Genomic DNA, 21,491 nt, shown 5'->3' on the forward strand with positions numbered 1-21,491 from the left:
TGGATGCCGCATCGAAGCGCGTCCCCTACTGCGGGTTCGTCTCACGCGTGCGTCAAATGCGCACCGGAGCGTGTCCTTAACTGCGGGTTTGTCACAGACGTGCGTTGAATACGCAGCGAGGAGTGCGGCTCGGTGCGGGTTTGCCTCACGCGTGCGCCGCATGGGCACCGCGGCGTGTCTCCGGTGCTTAAGTGACGTATTCGTGCGTCATTTGATCACTGAGCAGTCTCTTGGATGCTTGTCGGACGCACGTATGCGTCATATGAGCATCGGAGCGTACGTCCGGTGCTTGTTCGGTGCATACGTGCGTCGGATACGCACTGAAGCGGGGAGCCGTCTTTCTCCATGTCGTCACTGCTTCGATCGGCACGGCTCCCAACGGGAGCCCCTTCCCGCCGGCCTCGCGACCGGCAGCCAAGACCAACTACACACCACCTACCAAGACTCCCACCGAAGGACCACCATTCACCCTCATCAGAAAGCCAAAATTCCCATTCACCTTCTAAGGAACCCAAAGGACCACCATTCACCCTCATCAGGCAACCGAAGGACCTAGGAGATGCGTCATGACGCGTGTGGCATCGGTGGCGCAGAAGGCGAAGGCGTACAAAGGTACGTCGAGTCTTCTGTGCCGCCGATGACACTCCGTCAGGATGCATCTCCTTCGCCGGCCGCGCGGTCCTTGCCATATATCTCGGGGATGAATCGCTCCTGGTCGTGGAGTTTGGCCCAGATGACGGGCTTGCCGGCGGTAAACGACTTCGGAACGTCGAGGATGCGCTGGTTTTTGGAGCCGCGGAATTGGAGGAGGGAGTCGTGCTGATCCTTGAGGTAGCGACCGTCGACGAGGATGTCGATGAGCTGGAGGAGCTCGAGCTTGTCGGGGGTTTCGCCGGGGCGCATGAGCTCTTCCCAGGTGTAGCCGGTCCAGCACCAGATGTCTTTGGTGTGGCCGAAGCGTTCGCGGATCTTGCGGCAGAGGGGGGTGAGGATGGTGGTGTTGAGGAGGGGTTCGCCGCCGAGGAGGGTGAGGCCTTGGACGAATGATTGGGAGAGGTCGTCCATGATCTGGTCTTCCAGTTTCTGGTTGTACTCGTAGCCGGCTTGGAAGTCCCAGATGGAGGAGTTGTAGCAGCCGTCGCAGCGGAAGGGACAGCCGCTGACGTAGATGGAGCAGCGGATGCCTTCGCCGTCGGTCATGAGGAAGCGTTTGTAGTCGGCGACCATGCCCTGACCCATGCGACGACCGTCCCATTGGCCGGCGCGGGGGTTGTTGGTGAGTTCGCTGGGAACGCCGGGACCACGGTCGGGTTCTCCGGCGGCGAAGTCGTGGTGTTTGACCTGTTTCCATGAATCAGGCATGGGCGTTCTCCTTCTGCTGGCGCGGACGGCGTCTTCCTCTGTACACGGCTTGTACGTGTTCTCAGTCATACGCCGCCGTGCGGAGCGCGCACATGACTGAGGGGAGCCCCTGCGTGCACAACAATGCAACGCGGTGGGCTCCCCTCGGTCGGCGTTGCCGACAGCTCCCTCGTTGGCCTGTGTTGGCTGTTAGCCGAGGGAGCCGGAGATGGCTGGTGGTGTCACCGGATCACTTGGTGTCTTCGAACCATTCGCGCTCGGTGCCGTCCTTGAGCGTCACGTGTCCGGTTTCGCCGGCCATGTGCTTGACGCGGTGGGCGATCTCCTCGTGGCGGCCGTGCACCATGGGGCGCTGGACCGGGTTGCCGAGGTAGCCGCAGGTGCGCTTGGTCACATTGCACTTGTCGGGGTCGGAGTTGCCGCATTCGGGGCACTTGAAACCTTCGTCGGTGGGCTCGAAGTCGCCTTCGAAGCCGCAGACGAAGCAGTGGTCGATGGGCGTGTTGGTGCCGAGGTAGCCGATGCCGATGTTGTAGGCGTAGTCCCACACGGCTTCAAGGGCCTTGGGGTTCGGCTGCAGGCAGGGGAACTCACAGTAGTTGATGAAGCCACCGGAGGCGAAGTAGGGGAAGTCCTTCTCGTAGGCGAGCTTCTCCATGGGGGTGGGCTGCAGCCACACCGGGTAGTGGAAGCTGTTGGTGTAGAAGTCGTGGTCGGTCACGCCTTCGACCACACCGAACTTCTCGCGGTCCATGCGGTTGAAGCGGTCGGTGAGGCTTTCGGCCGGGGTGGAGTACACGGAGTAGTGGTATCCCTCGGCGGCGCTCCACTGCTTGCACAGCTCGTTCATGCGGCGCACGATCGACAGGGCGAACTTCTTGCCGTCCTCATCCCAGTGGTGATCGGTCATCCAGTCCTTGCCGAAGAACACGGCGGTGGTCTCGTAGAGGCCGATGTAGCCGAGGGACACGGTGGCGCGACCGTCCTTGAACAGCTGATCGACCTTGTCGTTGGCGTTCAGGCGGCCGAAGGCACCGTAGCGGTAGAGCGTGGGGGCGTTGACCGGGGTGGCCTGCTTGCAGCGCATGATGCGGAACTGGAGTGCCTCGTGGGCGATCTCCATGCGCTGGTTGAACAGCTTCCAGAAGCGGTCGACATCGCCGTGCGATTCGAGGGCGATGCGCGGCACGTTCACGGACACCACGCCGAGGTTCATGCGACCGTCGGTGACGTCCTCACCGGTCTTCGGGTCCTTCCAACCCTGCAGGAAGGAACGGCAACCCATCGGGGCCTTGAAGGAGCCGGTGATCTTGACGATGTTCTCGTAGAACACCACGTCAGGGTACATGCGCTTGGTAGCGGACTCGAGGGCCAGCTGCTTGAGGTCGTAGTTCGGGTCGCCCGGGTCGGCGTTCACGCCGTGCTTGATGGTGAACACGAGCTTGGGGAAGATGGCGGTGTGACGATCCTTGCCGAGGCCGCGGATGCGGTTGAGCAGGATCGCGCGCTGGATCTCGCGGGCGAACCAAGAGGTGCCGAGACCGAAGCCGACGGTGACGAACGGGGTCTGGCCGTTGGACACGCGGTTGGAGTTGATCTGGTACTCCATGGTCTGCATGGCGTCGTAGATGGCCTTGCGGGTCATGATCTTAGCGTAGATCTCGCGCAGCTGCTCGATCTCGGAGAGGGTCTCGTCGAACGGGGTGTCCTCGCCCAGCGGCTCGCGGTTCTCGAAGTGCAGCCACTTGGGCTCCTGGGCCTTGAGGCCCTTGACGACGTCCTCGGCCACGTTCAGCGGCATCTCGTCGGGCAGGATGGCCTCGGCCATGCGCAGGTTCTTCTCGTAGTCGCGCTTGGCGTAGCGTTCGAGCATCTCGTCGCAGCGGTTGACGGTCTGTCCGCCGTACTGGCAGCCGGCGATGTCCTTGATGATCTGCGTGATCTGCGTGGCGGCGGTGCCGATGGACTTCGGGGAATCCATCATGGCATTGCCCAGGGCGAAACCGTGCTCGAGCATGTCGCCGAAATCGGGCAGCGAGCAGTTGCTCATGGCGGTGAACGGCGAGTAGTCGGCGTCGTGGAAGTGGATGTCGCCCTTCATGTGGGCGTTGGAGACCTGTTCGGGCAGCATGGAGAAGGCGGAGGCCTTGCTCACGGCGCCGGCGAGCAGATCGCGCTGGGTGGCGTAGACGTTGGAGTCCTTGTTGGCGTTCTCGCGCACCAGGGCCTCGTCCTTGTTGACCAGACGGCTCACGGCCTCGTTGATGTCGGTGGCCTTGGCGCGTTCGATGTCCTTGTTGAGGCGGTAGTTGGTGTAGGTGCGAGCCACATCGTACAGGTGCTCGCCGATGAGGGCGTGCTCGACCAGGTTCTGGATGTCCTCGATCTTGGCGGGGCCGGTGTAGCGGGTCTTCACCTCGGCCTCCACGCGGTCCGCGATGTCACGGATGATGCGCTCCTCTTCGGGGCCCACCTTCTTGTCAAGGTCGCCGAATGCAGCGGCCACGGCATTGATGATGTTGATCGGATCAAAATCCACGACCCTGCCGTCGCGCTTCTCCACGAGCACGGTTTCCTTCTGCGGACGAATCACCCCGGTCGTCTCCTGTTCCAGCACCTGTGCGCTCATCAGTCTCCTTCCGCCATGGTTCTCGGTGTGTCGGTTCAACGTTCTCCGTGGTCGTTAACGCCGGGACCACGCCAACCGGCCTATTGCACATTACAGCACTTCCACCACAATATCTAGTTGGGAAGCGCAATGACAAACGCATATCTAGTGTTTTCGGCATCATGACGCGGAAAAGTGACAGCTCGGTAAACACCTGCCGGCGTGTCATGGCCGAGCATCGATTGTGCACGAATCTCCGGACAGAAATCGGGACGACACGGCACAGGGTGAGGTATCTCACATCGTCCGCACGGGCACCGTCACAGGTCGTTCACAGACACGCATGTCCCGCACGCGACGGAAAGTGAAGGGCATGACCAATACGCTTTTCCCGGACTCCCCCGGAGCCCAGAACGTGCAGCCGCAGCCGCTTGCACGTCTGGCGAGGGACACCACTCCGGACAATCCATGGCCGATCAGTCTGCTGAGCCGCAAATACCACGATGCCGTGGCCAAATGGCCGGGCACGTGGATCGAGGGGCAGATCTCGGAGATCAACACCCGTCGTGCGGGATCCGCCTATCTCACCGTGCGGGACAACACGGAGGACATCTCCCTGAGCGTGACCGGCTTCGGCCGTTTCGCGCAGATGGCCCGTGAATTCCGTCAGGGCGATCGTGTGGTGCTGCACGGCCGGCCGGACGTGTGGATGAAGCAGACCCGTCTGAGTTTCATGGGCGACGACATCCGCCGTGTGGGCAAGGGCGATCTGATGGCGCAGATCGAGGAGCTGCGCAAGCGACTCAAGGGCGAGGGATTGTTCGACGCGGACAACAAGGTGCCGCTCCCCCAGTTCCCCAAGCGCATCGGCCTGGTGTGTGCCCCGCAGGCGCGCGCCGAGGGCGATGTGATCACCAACGCGCGGCTGCGCTGGCCCACCATCGAGTTCACGGTCGTGCATGCGCATGTGCAGGGCCCCAGCTGCCCGCCGGACGTGATCGCCGCGATCCAGCGGCTCGATGCGGATCCGACCGTGGACGTGATCATCGTGGCCCGAGGCGGCGGCAGCTTCGAGGATCTCATGGGGTTCTCGGACGAGGGCGTGGTACGTGCCACGGCCGCCTGCGTCACGCCGATCGTGTCGGCCATCGGTCATGAGGACGACTGGACGCTGATCGATCTGGCCGCCGATCTTCGTGCGTCCACGCCGACCGACGCCGCCAAGCGCGTGGTGCCGGACGTGAACGAGCAGCTGCAGATCGTGGACGAGGCGCGCCGTCGTATGCGCGATCGCATCCGCGCTCGCGTGGACAATGAGATGCGGCTGATCGAGGGCTATGCGAACCGTCCGAGTCTTACGCAGCCGCTGACGATGCTGGAACGTCCGCAGCGGTTCGTGGACGACGCACGGCAGCGTCTGGATATCGGCATGCGTCGCATTGTGGACGACGCATCGCTGACCGTGGAGAAGCTGCACGCCTCGCTGACCGCGTTGAGTCCGCAGTCCACGCTCGACCGCGGCTATGCGGTGATCCAGAACGCCGATGGACATGTGGTGACCGACGCCGACGACGTGAGAACCGGCGACGAGATCGCGGTCACGCTGCGTCACGGTCTGATCCATGCCACCGCGCGATGACGGAACCGCACAATGACGGCGTCAGGCGACAGTCCGGCATTCCGCGACCAATGACATAGCGACAACGACGAATGCACGGCAGATGACTATGCGCGTTGTTTCACGAACCCGTGTGAAACGCCCCCGTGAAACAGATTCGTGGAACAACGAACGATAGCCGTGAAACAACACATACATCTATATAAGGAATAAGGAGCATGATCATGACCGATCAGAACACGACCGAACAGCAGCCGTCCACCCTACCCTCGCTGAGCGCCGAGGAGCTCGAGCGCATCAATGCGCTGAGCTACGAGCAGGCGCGCGACCAGCTCATCCAGGCCGTACAGGCGTTGGAGGCCGGAGGGCTCGATCTCGACGCATCCATGCGCCAGTGGCAGTTGGGCGAGGCGCTGGCCCGTCGCGCGCAGGCCCTGCTCGATGACGTGCGCGCCCAACTTGACGCCGCCCAGGCCAATCAGGCCAGCGCGGGTGCCACCGCCGGCACCCAGAGCAATCTGGAGCAGTAATCGGGCATCGGACGCATCAGGCACCAATCGATCCACCAATGGGCTTCGGCCACACGCCTCAAGGGCGATGCGACCGAAGCCCATTCTCGTATCGCCTTCCCATGCATGACATCGCGACCCGTCATGCCGTGCCTGTTAACCGCAATCGTGCGTCATACGAGCACGGAACACTCCTCCCTGTGCCCATCCGACGTACACGTACGTCGCATAAGCACCGGAGCTCTTCTTCGGTGTCCGTCCGACGGACGCACGCGTCCGACAAGCACCGGAGCCTATCCTCCATGCTTGTTCGGCGCATGCGTGCGTCGCATAAGCACCACGGCCTTTCCTCCGTGCTTATTCGGCATATGCATGTGCCCGACAAGCACGGAACGCTCCTCCCGGTGCTTGTTCGGCGTATGCGTGCGTCAAATAGGCACTCTCCCGATTGCCCACGGGTTGCGGATATACGAAAAATCCCCGAAGCCTTTCGGCTCCGGGGATCACCTCGGGGTGGCTAACGTGGCTCGAACACGCGACCTTCTGAACCACAATCAGATGCTCTACCAACTGAGCTATAGCCACCATGTCGTCTTCACTCAGCGAGCTGAATGAGCGCAACAGGTGATTACTATACACGATCCACAGCAGCTGTCCACTTCGGCGTGTCGCGCTACATCATCCGGTCTTGGAATCCGCCGAAATCCTTACCCTACAAGGCCTTGAAGGACCGAATGCCACGCATACCGGGCAACGCTCCTCACCCGCCACGCCTATCCACCCACCGCACTCACTCCATCCACCGCGCCACTCCACCCACCACGTCACCACGTCCCGAAGTCCCCGAACCCTCACTTCCCACGAGCATGGTCCGCGATAGCCTCCCTCTCCATGGCAACGAACCGCTCCACGGACGACCGCACCGAATACCGCTCCTGCGTATGAGCCGCATACCGACGCCCCCAAGCCGCGCATTCCCCGGGGTGCTCATACCACCAGTCGATGCGCGCGGCGAGCGCCTGCACATCTCGCGCGGGGAACAGGGATTCGTCGGTGAGCGCGAACTGTTGCGCGGCACTCAGATCGGATTGTGCGATTACTGGAGGCAGACCGCAGGCCATGGCCTCGATCACGCTCACCGATTCGAGATCGGCGATGGACGGGTGGACGAACAGGTCGGCCGATCGCAGCAGGTCGGGCATGGTCGCGTTGTCGTGGAATCCGATGTCGGCCGGTCGGACAAGCTTGCGTCGAGCCTGCATCCGCAGGTAGCGTTTGAGCGGCCCCGTGCCGGCGATCACCAGTCGTATGTCGTCACGATGACGGCATACGGCGAGCGCTCGGATCAGCGTCATGTGGTCTTTTTCGTGGGAGAGTCTGCCGGATGCCATCACGAGGAACGGCTTCCGCACGGTTTCGGGGTAGTCGGTCTTGCCGGTGAACCGTGGGGAGTATCCGTTGGAGATGACGTGCAGATGGGCCGTATACCCGTGGTCGCGCAGGAGTCGTGCCGTCATTTCGGTGGGTACGTGGATGTGGTCGACCTTGCCGTAGAGCCAGTGGCGGAACAGCCGGTAGATGAACGCCGACATGCCTGGGATGAGTTTGAGCGGCCCTGCCGAGTACATGATGTTCTCCGGCTGGATGTGGTATCCGGCGGTGACGGGGAGGCCCATGCGTTGGGCGACTGCCAGTGCACGGCGGCCGAATCGGAAGGGCATGTAGATGTGCACGACGTCGACGCCGTCGAAGGCGCGTCGGAACAGTGCATCGTCGGGTTTGGCGAACAGCATCTGCTGTTTGGCGGCCACCCAGGAGATCAACGGCACGCGGTTGATGCGGGCCTTGTATTCTGGGGCCCCGACGCCGACGAGGCGTACCGTGTGTCCCTGTCGTTCGAGTTCCTCGGCGAATTGCAACGCCGAATTGGAGGTGCCGTTGCCCCGGTTGCCGAATGTGTCGAGCACAAGCGCGATGGTCAGCGGATGCCGTGTCGACTGCCGGCGTTCGGCCGTGTTCATGTCGTCTTGACTGCTTGCCATTCCTCAACTGTAGAACCGCCCGAACGGATTACGGGGGAACACGGGGTCATTCCCCGTCAACGTTCGACAGAACTGATCGGTTTGTCGTGTTGCATCGGTGTGGCATGACGCCTGTATGGAACAATGGGGAATGTGCATGGCCCGATGCCGTCGCATGGATGCGACGACGTTGCCATGGCCATGCGAGACTCGGAAGGGGGTCGATAATCATGGCTATTGGTGGATTCTTCGGAATTATCGTGGCGCTCGTCGTCCTAGCGCTGATCATCCTGCTGTTGATCGCCAGCCTGTACATCGTGCCGCAGCAGAACGCGTATGTGATCGAACGTCTGGGCAAGTTCCACACCGTGTCCACGGCAGGTCTGCATGTGAAGATCCCGATCATTGATCGGATCGCACAGAAGATGAACCTTCGCGTGAGCCAGCTGGACGTGAAGCTGGAGACCAAGACGCTGGACAACGTGTTCGTGACCGTGGTGGCGTCCACTCAGTTCCGCGTGGATGCGAAGAACGTGGCCGTGGCCTACTACGAGCTGCAGAACCCGGCCGCACAGCTGCGCAGCTACATGGAGGACGCGCTGCGTTCCGCCATTCCGGCCCTGACGCTGGATGACGCGTTCGCCCGCAAGGACAATGTGGCGCTTGACGTGCAGCAGACGGTGGGCAATGAGATGCAGCGGTTCGGCTTCACCGTGGTCAAGACGCTGATCACCGCGATTGACCCGTCCGGACAGGTCAAGCAGGCGATGGATTCGATCAACGCGGCCCAGCGTGAGAAGGAGGCCACGCGCCAGCGTGCCGAGGCCCAGCGCATCGCCATCGAAACGCAGGCTCAGGCCGACGCCGAGAAGGTGCGTCTGCAGGGTGAGGGCCAGGCGAACTACCGTCGTGAGATCGCCAACGGTATCGTCGACCAGATCAAGAGTCTGCAGGATGTGGGCATGGATATCGCCGAGGTGAACCAGATCGTCATGTTCAACCAGTATCTCGACGTGATGCGCTCGCTGTCCGAGTCGCCGAACGGCAAGACCGTGGTGCTGCCGGCGAGTACGCCTGCCGGGTTCAAGAACCTCTACGATGAGGTGACGAACGCGCTGCTGACCTCGCAGTACACGGGTCCGGACGCGTACGGCACGGGCAAGACGAAGTAATAAAAAGTAATGAAGCAATACGGCTCCCTGTATCAATCACAACTTGAGGATTGGTGTAGGGAGCCGCCTGCGTTCACTTCTTCTTGCGGGGAACGTAGATGACCTTGTCGATCAGATCACGGTAATGGTCCACGATCACGGCGCGCTTGGCCTTCATCGATGGCGTGGTCATGCCGTTCTCCTCGGTGAACTCGTCGGGCAGGATCACGAACTTGCGGATCGATTCGGCGCGGGAGACCAGATCGTTGGCCGCATCCACCGCACGCTCCACCTCGGAGTGAATGATCGGATTGTGTGCGGCCTCGTCAAGATCGGCCACCTGTTCGGCACCCTGCGACTTGAGCCAGGCGTTCGCATCAGCCAGATCGATGGTGATCAGCGCGGCGATGAACGGCTTGCGGTCGCCGATCACCACGCACTGGGCCACGACCGGCGAACTCATCACCGATGCCTCGAGAACGCCCGGGCTCACGTTCTTGCCGCCCGCGGTAATGATGAGATCCTTCTTGCGTCCGGTGAGCTTGATGAACCCGTCGGCGTCGATGTCGCCCAGATCGCCGGTGTGCAGCCAGCCGTCCACGATCTGCTGCGTCGTGATCTCGGGATGATTGTGGTAGCCCGCGCACACGCTGTCGCCCTTGATGCACAGTTCGCCGTCGTCGTCCACGCCGAAGCTCATGCCGGCCATCGGCAAACCGATCGTGCCGATCTTATAGCCGACGGTCGGATTCACACACGCCGGGGCGCAGGTCTCGGTCATGCCATACCCCTCCAGCAAGGGCAGTCCCAAACCATTGAAATAGTGCGCGATCGACGCATCAAGCGGAGCGCCGCCGGAGATCGCATACTCCACATTGCCACCGAACACGGCGAGGATCTTGCGATAGACGAGCTTCGAGTACGCCAGATGCTTCACACTCAGCCACAGCGGAATGCGACCGCCAGTCTCCAGCGCCTTCTGCTGCTCACGAGACCATTCGCGCGCCACGTCGGCGGAACGGGCGAACATGCGGCCCATCGTGCCCTGACCGGCCTTCTGACTGGCCGCGTTGTACACCTTTTCGAAAATGCGCGGCACCGCCAGGATGAACGTCGGCTTGAACGCGTTGAAGTCCGCGAGAATCGTCTTGAGATTGCTCGACAATCCCAGCGTCACATTGCCGTAGAAGCAGACGAACTGCATGTACCGGGCGAACACGTGCGCCAGCGGAAGGAATAGCAGCAGGCGACGGCCCGGCTTCATCACCACGTCATCCATGGTCTCACTGCCGTTGGCGACGATGGAATAGAAATTGGTATGCGTCAGTTCGATGCCCTTGGGCGTGCCCGTCGAACCGGACGTGTACACGATGGTTGCCAGATCGGAACCGGTCACGTCGTTCGCACGCTCGCGGAACTCGTCGTCGCTCACGCCACGGCCGAATTCCTTGATCGTATCGATCGCGCCGAGATCGATGACGTACACGTCCGTAAGATACGCGCACTGGTCACGTACGGAGTCGATCTTGTCGCGCTGGCCGTCGTCCTCGGCGAAAGCGAGCGTGACGCGGGAGTCGTTGAAGATCGTGCGGATCTGCGCCGCGGAGTTGGTCTCGTACACGGGGATGGTCAGCGCGCCGATCGACATGATCGCCATATCAAGCGCCGTCCACTCCCAACGCGTGTGCGAGAGGATCGACACGGCATCGCCCTTCATCACGCCCTTGGCGATCAGCCCCTTGGCCAGGGCAATCACCTCGTCGCGGAACTCGGCCGCGGAAAACGACTGCCAACCGTCGGCGTTCTTGTACTCCACCAGCGAGTCGCCGGGGGCACGGTTCGCGCGCTCGTCGAGGATCGAGAAAATGGTCTCCGAACCGGTCACGTCCACGAGAGCCGGCCTATGGGTTTCCTTACGCATGTTCCTCCCTTGTCTGGTCAGATGCGCCACTGATTAGAACACTATCAGCACAACCGACAAAACCGCGGAGAACGTCGTCCTTCCACACCGGCCGCGACACCGCGAAACACCGAACGTGACACCCACCGCGAGATCTGCCCGACGCCGCGCTCATTTCGCGTTTTCGCCTGCATACGGTATAGTGGAACGCCGTTGCCCGGGTAGCTCAGGGGATAGAGCACCGCTCTCCTAAAGCGGGTGTCGTGCGTTCGAATCGCATCTCGGGCACAGAGAAAGAGCCGAAGATCATGGTTATGGTCTTCGGCTCTTTTGCAATGCATCACCATGCCACCACTGTGTGACGCGCGTGACGCTGCGTGACGCGATATGCGGCAGGCGGGTCCGGGTACGAAACCGGACCGGCAGCTCTACGAACGGCAACCCGGCAATCCGATGTCTCTAATCCGAAGGATGGCGTATCGATGAACAAAGGCGCGATGGGCAGGATACTCTGCACGGCACTGGCCGTGATCCTCGCCGCGGTCACGGCGGTCGGCACTGCGGCCCGTCTGCTGCCAATCGGCATGTCGACCATCCCCTATGTGCCGAACATCGTCGCCGCCACGCCCTGGTTCGCACTCACCGCCGCATTGGCGCTGCTGTTCGCGTTGCTCGGCCGTCGTCGTCTCATCATCGTGCTCATGGTGGCGTGTCTGGGTGCGCAGGCGTACTGGCAGGGGCCGTTCTTCTCCAGCGTGGTCGGCTCGAACTCGGCGAACTCGTCGTCGTCGGACGCATCGGGGGCGTCAGGGTCGTCGGGAAATGCGACGATGTTGCGCGTGATGACCTGCAACGTCTACAAGGGCCGGGCCGACGCCGGGCAGATCGTGCGTCTTGTGCGGGACGAACACGTCCAGGTGCTTGCCCTGCAGGAAACCACCGCGGCGTTCGTGGACGAGCTGAACAAGGCCGGCATCGCCGACTATCTGCCCTATGCCAAGACCGCGTCAGCCGACGGCAAGTACGGCAACGGCGTATGGTCGGCGACCCCGCTCGCCGATACCGTCAAGGACGAGGTCAACTCCAGCGCATCGTTCATGCCGGCCGGCACGGTGAGCCTTTCCAATGGGAAGGCACTGCGATTCGTGTCCGTGCACACCACCTCCCCTGTCAATCGATACTGGAATCTATGGAAGCGCAGCATCGATGAGATCGGCGCGCTGGACAGCCGGACCAACACTACGTACGTGATCATGGGCGACTTCAACGCCACCTATGATCATGCGCCGTTCCGCGACATGCTCGGCGATCGGTTCACCGACGCCGCACGGCAGGCCGGTCACGGATTCACGTTCTCCTGGCCAAGCGACCGACCGTACCTGCCCATGATGTTCTCCATCGATCACATCGTGCTCGACAAGGGGCTCGTCGCATCGGATCTGAAGAACGTCAAGGTGGACGGCACCGACCACGCCGCGTTGCTCGGCACGATTCGCGTGTCCTGACCGGAATCCGATCACCGTACCGAACCGGGTCATATAACCGACTCTGGGTATTTCCATGTCATGAGAGACCGTTATTCGAGGTCCTCGTGGTACGGGTATACCCAGAACCCATTTCTCGAGTCCGGGTATACCCAGAATCCCCGGACGGAAATACCAGAAAACCACGAGACAAACGTGGGCATCGACTTTACAAGCAGAGGAAAGAGGATTACTACAGGAATTGCCGGTTTTGTGAGCTCGGTCCGACGACAACGCCCGCCGCGATCGCAGGGACGGCATGATGAACAATATGTGAAAAAAGGAGTTCTCATGGACGAGAAGACACTGGTCGAGAAGCTCAAGAACGTCGTTATCGTGGATGACGTGCTGGCCGTTGCCAAGGAAGCCGGTCTGGACTGGACCTACGAGCAGGCCGACGAGGCTCTGGGCAAGATCAATGCCACCAAGAACGACATCGCCGAGCTGGGTGGCGACACCCTGGAGAAGGTCGCCAAGGAAGTCTTCGGCATCTGATTCCCGATAGTCGTTATTCACCCTTTCGCCGACGGCGGTCCACGTGACCCCGTCGGCGTTTTCGTTCGCGATCAAACGGTCGTCGGCCATCTTCGACCGGTCATTGCACAATGGAGTCATGACCGATACGAATCCCGTCTCCGAATCCGTCTCCCCAACCGCAATCCCCAACCGCCCTCTGGGTTCCCCGCTCGGCGAATCCGCGCCATGCACGCGCGTGCTGCTGCTCGGCTCGGGCGAACTGGGCAAGGAGATCGCCATCGAACTCATGCGTCTCGGCGCACGCGTGATCGCCGCCGACTCGTACGCCGGCGCCCCCGCCCAGCAGGTGGCCCACGAATCCCGCGTGCTCGACATGGCCAACGCCACCGAACTCAACGCACTGATCGCCGACGTCAGGCCCGACATCATCATCCCCGAGGTCGAAGCCATCGCCACCGCGGAACTCTCCCGCGCCGCGGACAACGGCGTGCAGGTGGTGCCCAGCTGCCAGATCGCCCAGATCTGCATGGACCGCGAGCGCCTGCGCCGTCTCGCAGCCGAGGAACTCGACCTGCCGACCACCCCCTATCGTTTCGCCGACTCCGAAGAGGAACTCGCCGCCGGTGCCGCCGCAGTCGGATTCCCCTGCGTGGTCAAGCCGGTGATGAGCTCGTCCGGCCACGGCCAGTCCGTGATGCGCGCGCCCGAGGACGTAGCCCACGCCTGGCATGTGGCACAGACCGAAGGCCGCACCGCCAAGGAGCACACCGTCAGCCGCGTGGTGGTGGAGGCGTTCGTCCCGCTCGACTACGAGCTGACCGTGCTCACCGTCGCGTCCTCGTCGGGCATCGTGGCGTGCACGCCGATCGGCCAGCGTCAGGAGAACGGCGACTACCGCGAATCCTGGCAGGGTTCCCCCATTCCCGAGGATGTGCGCATCAAGGCCGACGACTACGCCGTGCGCATGGTGCAGGGACTGGTCGACATCGCCCGCCGGAACGGCGAGACCGGCTGGGGCGTCTACGGCGTGGAGCTGTTCGTGCTCGTCGACGGCCGCGTGCTGTTCAACGAGGTTTCCCCCCGTCCGCACGACACCGGCATGGTCACCATGATCTCGCAGAATCTCAGCGAATTCGCACTGCATGCACGCGCCGTGCTCGGCGTGCCCGTGTCCGCCCGATCCGTGGCGTTGCGTGATCCCTCCACGGTGGGTGCCAGCCATGCGATCGTCGTGTCCGGCAAGGGCGAGGTGACGTTCGGTTCGATCGCACAGGCGCTCGCCGAGCCCGACACCGACCTGCGGATCTTCGCCAAGCCCGGCGTTGACGGTCATCGACGCATGGCCGTGACGCTCGCCGTGGCCGATACCGAGCAGGACGCGCGGGCCAAGGCCGGACGTGTGGCGGACGCACTCGCGATCGACGTGTTCTGAGGCGTGTTCTGATCGACGTTCCGCTGCTCTGATCGCATTGTGGGACCGATGCCGCATGGCGGTGGCGCGGCATCGGTGTTCCTTTGGTTTTGTAGCCGCCGCTTGATACTGTGAAAACGATCATTCACCCCAAGTTTCCACTCCGATAACGCTGTGAGATACCGTTGTGAGAAAGGCAATGATGGAGAAACTGGAAAAGCTCTACGAGGGCAAGGCCAAGCAGCTGTACGCAACCGATGATCCCGAGGTGCTCTGGGTCGAGTACAAGAACACGGCCACGGCTGGCGATGGTGAGAAGAAGGAGGACTTCACCGGCAAGGGTCGTCTGAACAATCTGATCACCACCATCATCTTCGATCTGCTCAAGAAGCGCGGCATCGACAGCCATCTCGTCAAGCGCGTGGACGATACCGCCCAGCTGGTGCGCAAGATGGACATGTTCCCGCTGGAGATCGTGCTGCGCAACACCGCCGCCGGTCACTTCTGCTCCCGTCTTGGCGTGGAGGAGGGCCTGCCGCTCAAGGAGCCGGTGCTTGAGTATTTCCTCAAGAACGATGATCTGCACGATCCGTTCGTCAACGACGACGATCTGGTCGCCCTGGGCGTGTGCACCCGTGAGGATCTCGCCGAGATCGCCCCGCTCGCCCGTCGCATCAACGAGGCTCTGATCGACATCTTCGCGAAGATCGACGTCAAGCTCGTGGACTTCAAGATCGAGATGGGCCGCACCTCCGACGGCACGCTGCTGCTGGCCGACGAGATCACCCCGGATTCCTGCCGCCTGTGGGATCAGAAGGATCACAGCGGCAAGGTCGAGCATCTGGACAAGGACCTGTTCCGCCGCGGTCTGGGTTCGATCATCCCCGCCTATGAGGAGATCGAGTCCCGCCTCGCCGAGCTAGCCAAGTCCGAAGGCATCGAAGTCAAGTAACCCGTAACCAACCGTTTATCGTGGCTCCCCTTCCATCGAGGGGAGCCACACGAGTCTGATAAGGAAAAACCGCAGTGGTCTTTCGCATCTATGTGGAAAAGAAGCACGGCTTTGACGTGGAGGCCCAGCAGCTGGGCAACGAACTGCGCACGATCCTCGGCATCGACGCGCTGACCGGACTTCGCATCATCAACCGTTACGACGTGGAGGGCATCAGCGAGGAACTGTTCGCCGAGGCCACGCCTGTGGTGTTCAGCGAGCCGCAGGTGGACGACGTGTTCTCCGACCTTCCCGACTTCGGCGACGCCAAGGTGTTCGCCACCGAGTTCCTGCCCGGACAGTTCGACCAGCGCGCCGACTCCGCCAGCGAATGCATCCAGCTGATCAGCCAGGGCGAGCGCCCCGATGTGCGCAGCGCCAAGGTGTACGTGCTCGAGGGCGCGCTCACCGATGAGGATGTGGCTACGATCAAGCATTACGTGATCAACCCGGTGGAGGCCCGCGAGGCCTCGCTCGCCACGCGCGACACCCTGAAGATGGATGTGGCCGTGCCCGGCAAGGTGGAGGTCATCGACGGCTTCCTTGATCTGGATGAGGCCGGTCTGGAACAGTTCATCGCCGACCGTGGTCTGGCCATGGATCTCGCCGACATCAAGGTGTGCCAGGAGTACTTCTCCGAGGAGAAGCGCAACCCGACCATCACCGAGATCAAGGTGATCGACACGTACTGGTCCGATCACTGCCGTCACACCACGTTCGGCACCCAGCTGACGAATATCGAGATCGACGACGCCGTGGTCAAGGCAGCGTTCGACAAGTACATGGCGATCCGTCATGAGCTGGGCCGCGACGCCAAGCCCGTGTGCCTGATGGATATGGGTACGATCGGCGCCAAGTATCTCAAGGCCAAGGGCGTGCTGAAGAACCTCGACGAGTCCGAGGAGATCAACGCCTGCACCGTGAAGGTGAAGGTGGACGTGAACGGCGAGGACCAGAACTGGCTGTTCCTGTTCAAGAACGAAACGCACAACCACCCCACAGAGATCGAGCCGTTCGGCGGCGCGGCCACCTGCATCGGCGGCTGCATCCGCGATCCTCTGTCCGGCCGCTCCTACGTGTATCAGGCGATGCGCGTGACCGGTGCCGCCGACCCGACCGTGCCGGTTTCGCAGACGCTTGAGGGCAAGCTGCCGCAGCGCAAGCTCGTCACCACCGCGGCCGCCGGCTACAGCTCCTACGGCAACCAGATCGGTCTGGCCACCGGTCAGGTCAACGAGCTGTACCATCCCGGCTACGTGGCCAAGCGCATGGAGATCGGTGCCGTGGTGGGTGCCACGCCGGCCGATCACGTGCGCCGCGAGACCCCGGCCCCCGGCGACAAGATCATTCTGCTCGGCGGTCGTACCGGCCGTGACGGCATCGGCGGTGCCACCGGTTCCTCCAAGCAGCTCGACATCGACTCCCTTGAGGAGTGCGGCGCCGAGGTGCAGAAGGGCAACGCCCCGATCGAGCGCAAGCTGCAGCGACTGTTCCGTCGCGGTGACGCCTGCCGTCTGATCAAGCGCTGCAACGACTTCGGCGCCGGCGGCGTGTCCGTGGCCACCGGCGAGATCGCCGACGGCCTGACCATCGATCTCGACAAGGTGACCAAGAAGTACGAAGGTCTTGACGGCACCGAGCTGGCCATCTCCGAATCGCAGGAGCGCATGGCCGTGGACGTGGCCGCCGACGACGTGGACGAGTTCCTGGGCTACGCTCGTGAGGAGAACCTCGAGGCCACGGTCATCGCCACCGTCACCGAGGATCCGCGCATGGTCATGACGTGGAACGGCGACACCATCGTGAATCTGAGCCGTTCGTTCCTCAACTCCAACGGCGCTCCCAAGTACATGGACGCGCACGTGGAGCAGGGCGGCACCTACGCCACCCCGTGGAAGGGCGACACGCTCGCCGATCGCATGCGCGATCTGGTCACCGACATCAACGTGGCGTCCAACAAGGGCCTGTCCGAGCGCTTCGACTCCACGATCGGCGCGGCCACCGTGTTCATGCCGTTCGGCGGCAAGCGTCAGCTCACCCCGTCGCAGGCCATGGTCGCCAAGTTCCCGGTGTTCGGCGAGACCGCCACCGCGTCCGCGATGGCCTGGGGCTTCAACCCGTACATCATGGAGAAGAACCAGTTCACCGGCGCGTACCTTTCGGTGGTGGAATCCATCTCCAAGCTGGTGGCCGCTGGCTTCCGCCGTGAGGACGCCTACCTCACGTTCCAGGAGTACTTCGAGAAGCTGCGCGAGGATCCGAAGCGCTGGGGCAAGCCGATGGCCGCCGTGCTCGGTGCGCTCATGGCGCAGATCGACCTTGGCGTGGGTGCGATCGGCGGCAAGGACTCCATGTCCGGCAGCTTCGAGGATCTTGACGTGCCGCCCACGCTGGTGAGCTTCGCCGTGGCCGTCGGCCCGATGGACCGTGCCACCTCCCCGGAGTTCAAGCAGGCCGGTCACCCCGTGGTGCGTATCGCACCGCGCTACCAGGCCGATGGTCTGACCCCGGATCCGGAAAGCCTGATCGAGGTGCTGGCCGCGGTTGAGGGCCTGATCGAGGACGGTCAGGTCGTGTCCGTGTCCACGCCGGGCTACGGCTGCACCGCCGAGACGCTGTTCAAGAACACGCTGGGCAACCGCATCGGCGTGGCGCTTGACGATGCGATCGCCGTGGATGATCTGTTCACCCCGGCCTACGGCAGCTTCATCGTGGAGCTGGCCGACAACGGCAAGCTGCCCGCGGTGTCGAACCTCGTGTGCATGGGCAAGATCGGCGAGACCACCGAGGACTACGTGTTGCACGCCGCTGGTGAGGATCTTGATCTGGCCGTGCTGCAGGAGGCTTGGGAGCACGGCATGGAGGATGTGTTCCCCTACCGCGGTCATGGCGACGCCGTCGAGACCGTGAGCTTCACCGCTCCGAAGAAGACCGTGTACGTGGGCGCTCCGGTCGCCAAGCCGCACGTGGTCATCCCCGTGTTCCCCGGCAACAACTGCGAGTACGACACGGCCGCCGCGTTCGAGCGCGCGGGTGCCGATGCCACCACGCTGATCGTAAACAACCTCACTCCGGAAGCCGTGGCCGAGTCCACGCAGGCTCTGGTGGAGGAGATCAAGCGCAGCCAGATCGTGATGATCCCCGGCGGCTTCTCCGGCGGCGACGAACCGGACGGTTCCGCGAAGTTCATCACCGCGTTCTTCCGTGCCCCGGCCGTCACCGAGGCGGTGCGCGACCTGCTGAAGAACCGCGACGGTCTGATGCTCGGCATCTGCAACGGCTTCCAGGCGCTCATCAAGCTGGGTCTGGTGCCGTATGGCGACATCGTGCCGATGACCGCCGAGTGCCCCACGCTGACGTTCAACACCATCGGCCGTCACCAGAGCCGTCTGGTGCGCACCCGTGTGGCTTCGGATCTGTCCCCGTGGCTGTCCCGTACCGAGGTCGGCGACATCCATACGGTGGCGATCTCCCACGGCGAGGGTCGTTTCGTGGCCTCCGACGAGGTGCTGGCACAGCTCAAGGCCAACGGCCAGATCGCCACGCAGTACGTGGACGAGAACGGCGTGCCGAGCATGGATCTGGACGTGAACCCGAACGGATCGTTGCTCGCCGTGGAGGGCATCACCAGCCCCGACGGCCGTGTATTCGGCAAGATGGGCCACTCGGAGCGTTCCGGCAACGGACTCTATGTGAACGTGCCCGGCGACAAGTACCAGCCGCTGTTCGAGGCCGGCGTGGAGTACTTCACCGCCTGACGCCGATACGGGGCCCGATAGTCCGATAGATTGACATAGTCGAGTCGTCGACTGCATTGGAAAGGGTGTGGAATCCGCTGCGGTTCCACACCCTTTCCGTTTCTTGCCGCCCCGCTTCCTGCCGTTTCCCCATTGCTCGACGTCCCGTGCCTGCGTATTTGCATTCAAGTGAACTTGAAGACCTAATCTGTGGTTCTGTTATCGACTACAGAACTCAGCATCAGGCAGGGGGATCATATGAAATATCGCAGCGTAGGCAAATCGGGGCTGAAGATCAGCGAGATAGCACTGGGCAGCTGGGTCACGCAGCTCAACGACACCGCGGAAATCGACACTGCCCGTGACATCGTCCGTCTCGCCTACGATTCCGGCATCAACTTCTTCGACTGCGCCGACGCCTACTCGGGCGGCGACGCCGAGCGCTTCCTCGGCGAAACGCTCAAGCAGTTTCCGCGTAAGGAACTCGTGATCTCCAGCAAGGTCTACTTCCCCACCGGGTCCGGCGTGAACGACCGTGGTTTGAGCCGCAAGCACATCTTCGAAAGCATCGACCAGACGCTGAAGAACATGCAGACCGATTACATCGATCTGTACTACTGTCATCGTTTCGACGAGACGACCGATCTGACCGAGACGCTGCGCGCGATGAGCGACCTCGTGACGCAGGGCAAGGTACTGTACTACGGCGTTTCGGAGGAATGGGGCGGCGCCCGACTCGAGGAGGCGCAGCGCATCATCGACCGGTACAACCTCTACCCGATCACCGTGGTCCAGCCGCAGTACAATCTGATCGACCGGTACATCGAGCACGAGATCATGGGCGTCTGCCGTCGCCATGGCATCGGCATCACCACGTTCTCACCGCTCGCGCAGGGACTGCTCACCGGCAAGTACCGCAAGGGTCAGCCGCTGCCCACCGGATCGCGCGCCACATGGCAGGCCGATCATCAGATCAACGACCTGCTCACCGACGAGAACCTGGACAAGGTGGAGCGACTGCGCAAGGTGGCCGACGAGCTTGGCGTGAGTCTGGCGGTGCTGTCGCTGGCGTGGATCCTGCAGCACCCGGAGATCAGCTGCGTGATCGCCGGTGCCAGCAAGCCGAGCCAGCTGGAAAGCAACCTCAAGGCATCCGGCCTGACCATCCCCGCCGACGCGATGGCCGAAATCGAGGAGATCCTCGGATTCCACCGCTTCGAACGCCACGTGGGGTGATGCGGTCGTTCTCGCACATCATACGCTGTGCGAAGACGATTGGCCTCGTGCCGTTGCCGGGTCGGGATGCCGGCCCGGCAACAGTTACTTCAGCCTTTGCCACTCATTGTTGACGGACCGACATCATCCTATCTATAGTTGATAGCAAGATGATCGACAGGAGGTTCCGCGATGGCTACGGCAACCGTTTCCGCAAGCGTTGACGTCAATACGAAGACCATAGCCAACGCTTATATCAAAGAGGCCGGCCTGACGCCCAACGAGCTCATCCGCCGACTGTGGGAAAGCATCGCCAACACTGGCGTGGTGCCCGAATTCACCGACTCGGATAACATGCGTCGACAGGCACGGCTGCAAGCCTACGAGAAAACACAGCATCTGATTGCCGAACTGCCGCACGGTACGGCGCTCGACACCATGAGTTACGAGGAGATGCGTGAGGAGTTGGAGAACCGTGCCATCTAGACTGCTGCTCGACACGAATGTACTCATCGACTACGCGGTTGAGGGACGACCAGAACATGCTTCGGCCGATGGCCTGATGAGGAAAATCGCCGTTTCCGACGTGCTCGGGTACACGACATCCGGCTCATTGAAGGATTTCTACTATCTATGCCGCAAACCATTGGGAGAACCGGAATGCAGGGAACTCATCAAACAGTTCCTCATACTGCTGACGGTGCTGCCGGTCGGACAGGAGGAGTGCCGAGATTCGGCCTATTCGGACGAACCTGACTTTGAAGACGGCCTGATCCGAGCCGCCGCGGAAAAGAACGACATGGACTTCATCATCACCCGCGATTCCGAAGCGTTCTCGCACTCCCCCGTAAAATCCCTGACCGCCGCACGATACCTACACCTGTTCTCCTGATCCATCTCCCACCTCGAACGGGAACATTCCAATCGATATCTGCAGGTGTAGATGATCGTCACTGCGAATGGACGAT

At 62.3% G+C, this 21,491-nt stretch carries 15 protein-coding genes and 2 tRNA genes; 12 read left to right on the forward strand and 5 right to left on the reverse strand.

Annotation, left to right across the window (positions count from 1 at the left end; all coding sequences use genetic code 11):
- Positions 1–648: 648 nt before the first annotated feature.
- Positions 649–1,362: an anaerobic ribonucleoside-triphosphate reductase activating protein gene (gene nrdG, locus BTIS_RS01010; protein WP_094661814.1), complete on the reverse strand. Its 714-nt coding sequence runs from the start codon at positions 1,360–1,362 to the stop codon at positions 649–651.
- A 229-nt stretch (positions 1,363–1,591) separates the two neighbouring features.
- On the reverse strand, positions 1,592–3,991 hold the full coding sequence (gene nrdD, locus BTIS_RS01015; RefSeq protein WP_094661816.1) for an anaerobic ribonucleoside-triphosphate reductase: 2,400 nt from the start codon (positions 3,989–3,991) through the stop codon (positions 1,592–1,594).
- 352 nt (positions 3,992–4,343) lie between these two features.
- Here nrdD and xseA point away from each other — a divergent pair, with 352 nt between their 5' ends.
- Positions 4,344–5,609 carry an exodeoxyribonuclease VII large subunit gene (gene xseA, locus BTIS_RS01020; RefSeq protein WP_169713037.1) on the forward strand — a complete coding sequence of 422 codons (1,266 nt, stop codon included), beginning with the start codon at positions 4,344–4,346 and terminating at the stop codon, positions 5,607–5,609.
- Between the two features lie 197 nt (positions 5,610–5,806).
- Positions 5,807–6,118, forward strand: coding sequence for an exodeoxyribonuclease VII small subunit (locus BTIS_RS01025; protein ID WP_094661820.1), 312 nt, complete (start codon positions 5,807–5,809; stop codon positions 6,116–6,118).
- Between the two features lie 491 nt (positions 6,119–6,609).
- Here the strand turns inward: BTIS_RS01025 and BTIS_RS01030 are convergent.
- Together BTIS_RS01030 and BTIS_RS01035 are read right to left on the reverse strand one after the other, a co-directional pair.
- Positions 6,610–6,682, reverse strand: a tRNA-His gene (locus BTIS_RS01030).
- Positions 6,683–6,948: 266 nt separating this feature from the next.
- Positions 6,949–8,139, reverse strand: a complete 1,191-nt coding sequence (locus BTIS_RS01035; RefSeq protein WP_420807001.1) for a glycosyltransferase — start codon at positions 8,137–8,139, stop codon at positions 6,949–6,951.
- 209 nt (positions 8,140–8,348) lie between these two features.
- On the opposite strand from BTIS_RS01035, the gene BTIS_RS01040 reads away from it, so the two are divergent.
- On the forward strand, positions 8,349–9,290 hold the full coding sequence (locus BTIS_RS01040) for an SPFH domain-containing protein (RefSeq protein ID WP_094661824.1): 942 nt from the start codon (positions 8,349–8,351) through the stop codon (positions 9,288–9,290).
- Positions 9,291–9,363: 73 nt separating this feature from the next.
- On the opposite strand, the gene BTIS_RS01045 is transcribed toward BTIS_RS01040, so the two are convergent.
- A complete protein-coding gene (locus BTIS_RS01045) occupies positions 9,364–11,190 on the reverse strand; it encodes an AMP-dependent synthetase/ligase (RefSeq protein ID WP_094661826.1) in 1,827 nt (608 codons plus the stop codon).
- 194 nt (positions 11,191–11,384) lie between these two features.
- Between BTIS_RS01045 and BTIS_RS01050 the strand changes: the two genes are divergently transcribed.
- The 9 genes from BTIS_RS01050 (at position 11,385) to BTIS_RS01090 (ending at position 21,415) form a co-directional block, all read left to right on the forward strand.
- Positions 11,385–11,457: transfer RNA gene (locus tag BTIS_RS01050), tRNA-Arg, on the forward strand.
- A gap of 194 nt (positions 11,458–11,651) precedes the next feature.
- Entirely contained in the window at positions 11,652–12,674 is a 1,023-nt protein-coding gene (locus tag BTIS_RS01055; protein WP_245819188.1) for an endonuclease/exonuclease/phosphatase family protein, read from the forward strand.
- 309 nt (positions 12,675–12,983) lie between these two features.
- On the forward strand, positions 12,984–13,187 hold the full coding sequence (locus BTIS_RS01060) for a hypothetical protein (RefSeq protein WP_094661828.1): 204 nt from the start codon (positions 12,984–12,986) through the stop codon (positions 13,185–13,187).
- A 118-nt stretch (positions 13,188–13,305) separates the two neighbouring features.
- Complete coding sequence (gene purT / locus BTIS_RS01065; protein ID WP_094661830.1) at positions 13,306–14,601, forward strand: formate-dependent phosphoribosylglycinamide formyltransferase; 1,296 nt, start codon at positions 13,306–13,308, stop codon at positions 14,599–14,601.
- A 181-nt stretch (positions 14,602–14,782) separates the two neighbouring features.
- Positions 14,783–15,532 carry a phosphoribosylaminoimidazolesuccinocarboxamide synthase gene (gene purC / locus BTIS_RS01070; RefSeq protein ID WP_094661832.1) on the forward strand — a complete coding sequence of 250 codons (750 nt, stop codon included), beginning with the start codon at positions 14,783–14,785 and terminating at the stop codon, positions 15,530–15,532.
- A gap of 74 nt (positions 15,533–15,606) precedes the next feature.
- Positions 15,607–19,329, forward strand: coding sequence for a phosphoribosylformylglycinamidine synthase (locus BTIS_RS01075; protein ID WP_094661834.1), 3,723 nt, complete (start codon positions 15,607–15,609; stop codon positions 19,327–19,329).
- A 237-nt stretch (positions 19,330–19,566) separates the two neighbouring features.
- Positions 19,567–20,544, forward strand: a complete 978-nt coding sequence (locus BTIS_RS01080; protein WP_094661836.1) for an aldo/keto reductase family protein — start codon at positions 19,567–19,569, stop codon at positions 20,542–20,544.
- 171 nt (positions 20,545–20,715) lie between these two features.
- Entirely contained in the window at positions 20,716–21,009 is a 294-nt protein-coding gene (locus BTIS_RS01085; RefSeq protein ID WP_094661838.1) for a type II toxin-antitoxin system RelB/DinJ family antitoxin, read from the forward strand.
- Entirely contained in the window at positions 20,999–21,415 is a 417-nt protein-coding gene (locus BTIS_RS01090) for a type II toxin-antitoxin system VapC family toxin (protein ID WP_094661840.1), read from the forward strand. Before BTIS_RS01085 ends, BTIS_RS01090 begins: the two co-directional genes overlap by 11 nt.
- Positions 21,416–21,491: the final 76 nt, after the last annotated feature.

Origin of the sequence: Bifidobacterium tissieri, from assembly GCF_002259645.1 — a bacterium.
In the GTDB taxonomy this organism is placed as follows: Bacteria; Actinomycetota; Actinomycetes; order Actinomycetales; family Bifidobacteriaceae; genus Galliscardovia; species Galliscardovia tissieri.

Excerpts from the sequence above, each read along its gene's own strand:
- nrdG (WP_094661814.1), bottom strand. The coding sequence starts at position 1,362 with ATGCCTGATTCATGGAAACAGGTCAAACACCACGACTTCGCCGCCGGA.
- nrdD (WP_094661816.1), bottom strand. The coding sequence starts at position 3,991 with ATGAGCGCACAGGTGCTGGAACAGGAGACGACCGGGGTGATTCGTCCG.
- xseA (WP_169713037.1), top strand. The coding sequence starts at position 4,344 with ATGACCAATACGCTTTTCCCGGACTCCCCCGGAGCCCAGAACGTGCAG.
- BTIS_RS01025 (WP_094661820.1), top strand. The coding sequence starts at position 5,807 with ATGATCATGACCGATCAGAACACGACCGAACAGCAGCCGTCCACCCTA.
- BTIS_RS01035 (WP_420807001.1), bottom strand. The coding sequence starts at position 8,139 with ATGGCAAGCAGTCAAGACGACATGAACACGGCCGAACGCCGGCAGTCG.
- BTIS_RS01040 (WP_094661824.1), top strand. The coding sequence starts at position 8,349 with ATGGCTATTGGTGGATTCTTCGGAATTATCGTGGCGCTCGTCGTCCTA.
- BTIS_RS01045 (WP_094661826.1), bottom strand. The coding sequence starts at position 11,190 with ATGCGTAAGGAAACCCATAGGCCGGCTCTCGTGGACGTGACCGGTTCG.
- BTIS_RS01055 (WP_245819188.1), top strand. The coding sequence starts at position 11,652 with ATGAACAAAGGCGCGATGGGCAGGATACTCTGCACGGCACTGGCCGTG.
- BTIS_RS01060 (WP_094661828.1), top strand. The coding sequence starts at position 12,984 with ATGGACGAGAAGACACTGGTCGAGAAGCTCAAGAACGTCGTTATCGTG.
- purT (WP_094661830.1), top strand. The coding sequence starts at position 13,306 with ATGACCGATACGAATCCCGTCTCCGAATCCGTCTCCCCAACCGCAATC.
- purC (WP_094661832.1), top strand. The coding sequence starts at position 14,783 with ATGGAGAAACTGGAAAAGCTCTACGAGGGCAAGGCCAAGCAGCTGTAC.
- BTIS_RS01080 (WP_094661836.1), top strand. The coding sequence starts at position 19,567 with ATGAAATATCGCAGCGTAGGCAAATCGGGGCTGAAGATCAGCGAGATA.
- BTIS_RS01085 (WP_094661838.1), top strand. The coding sequence starts at position 20,716 with ATGGCTACGGCAACCGTTTCCGCAAGCGTTGACGTCAATACGAAGACC.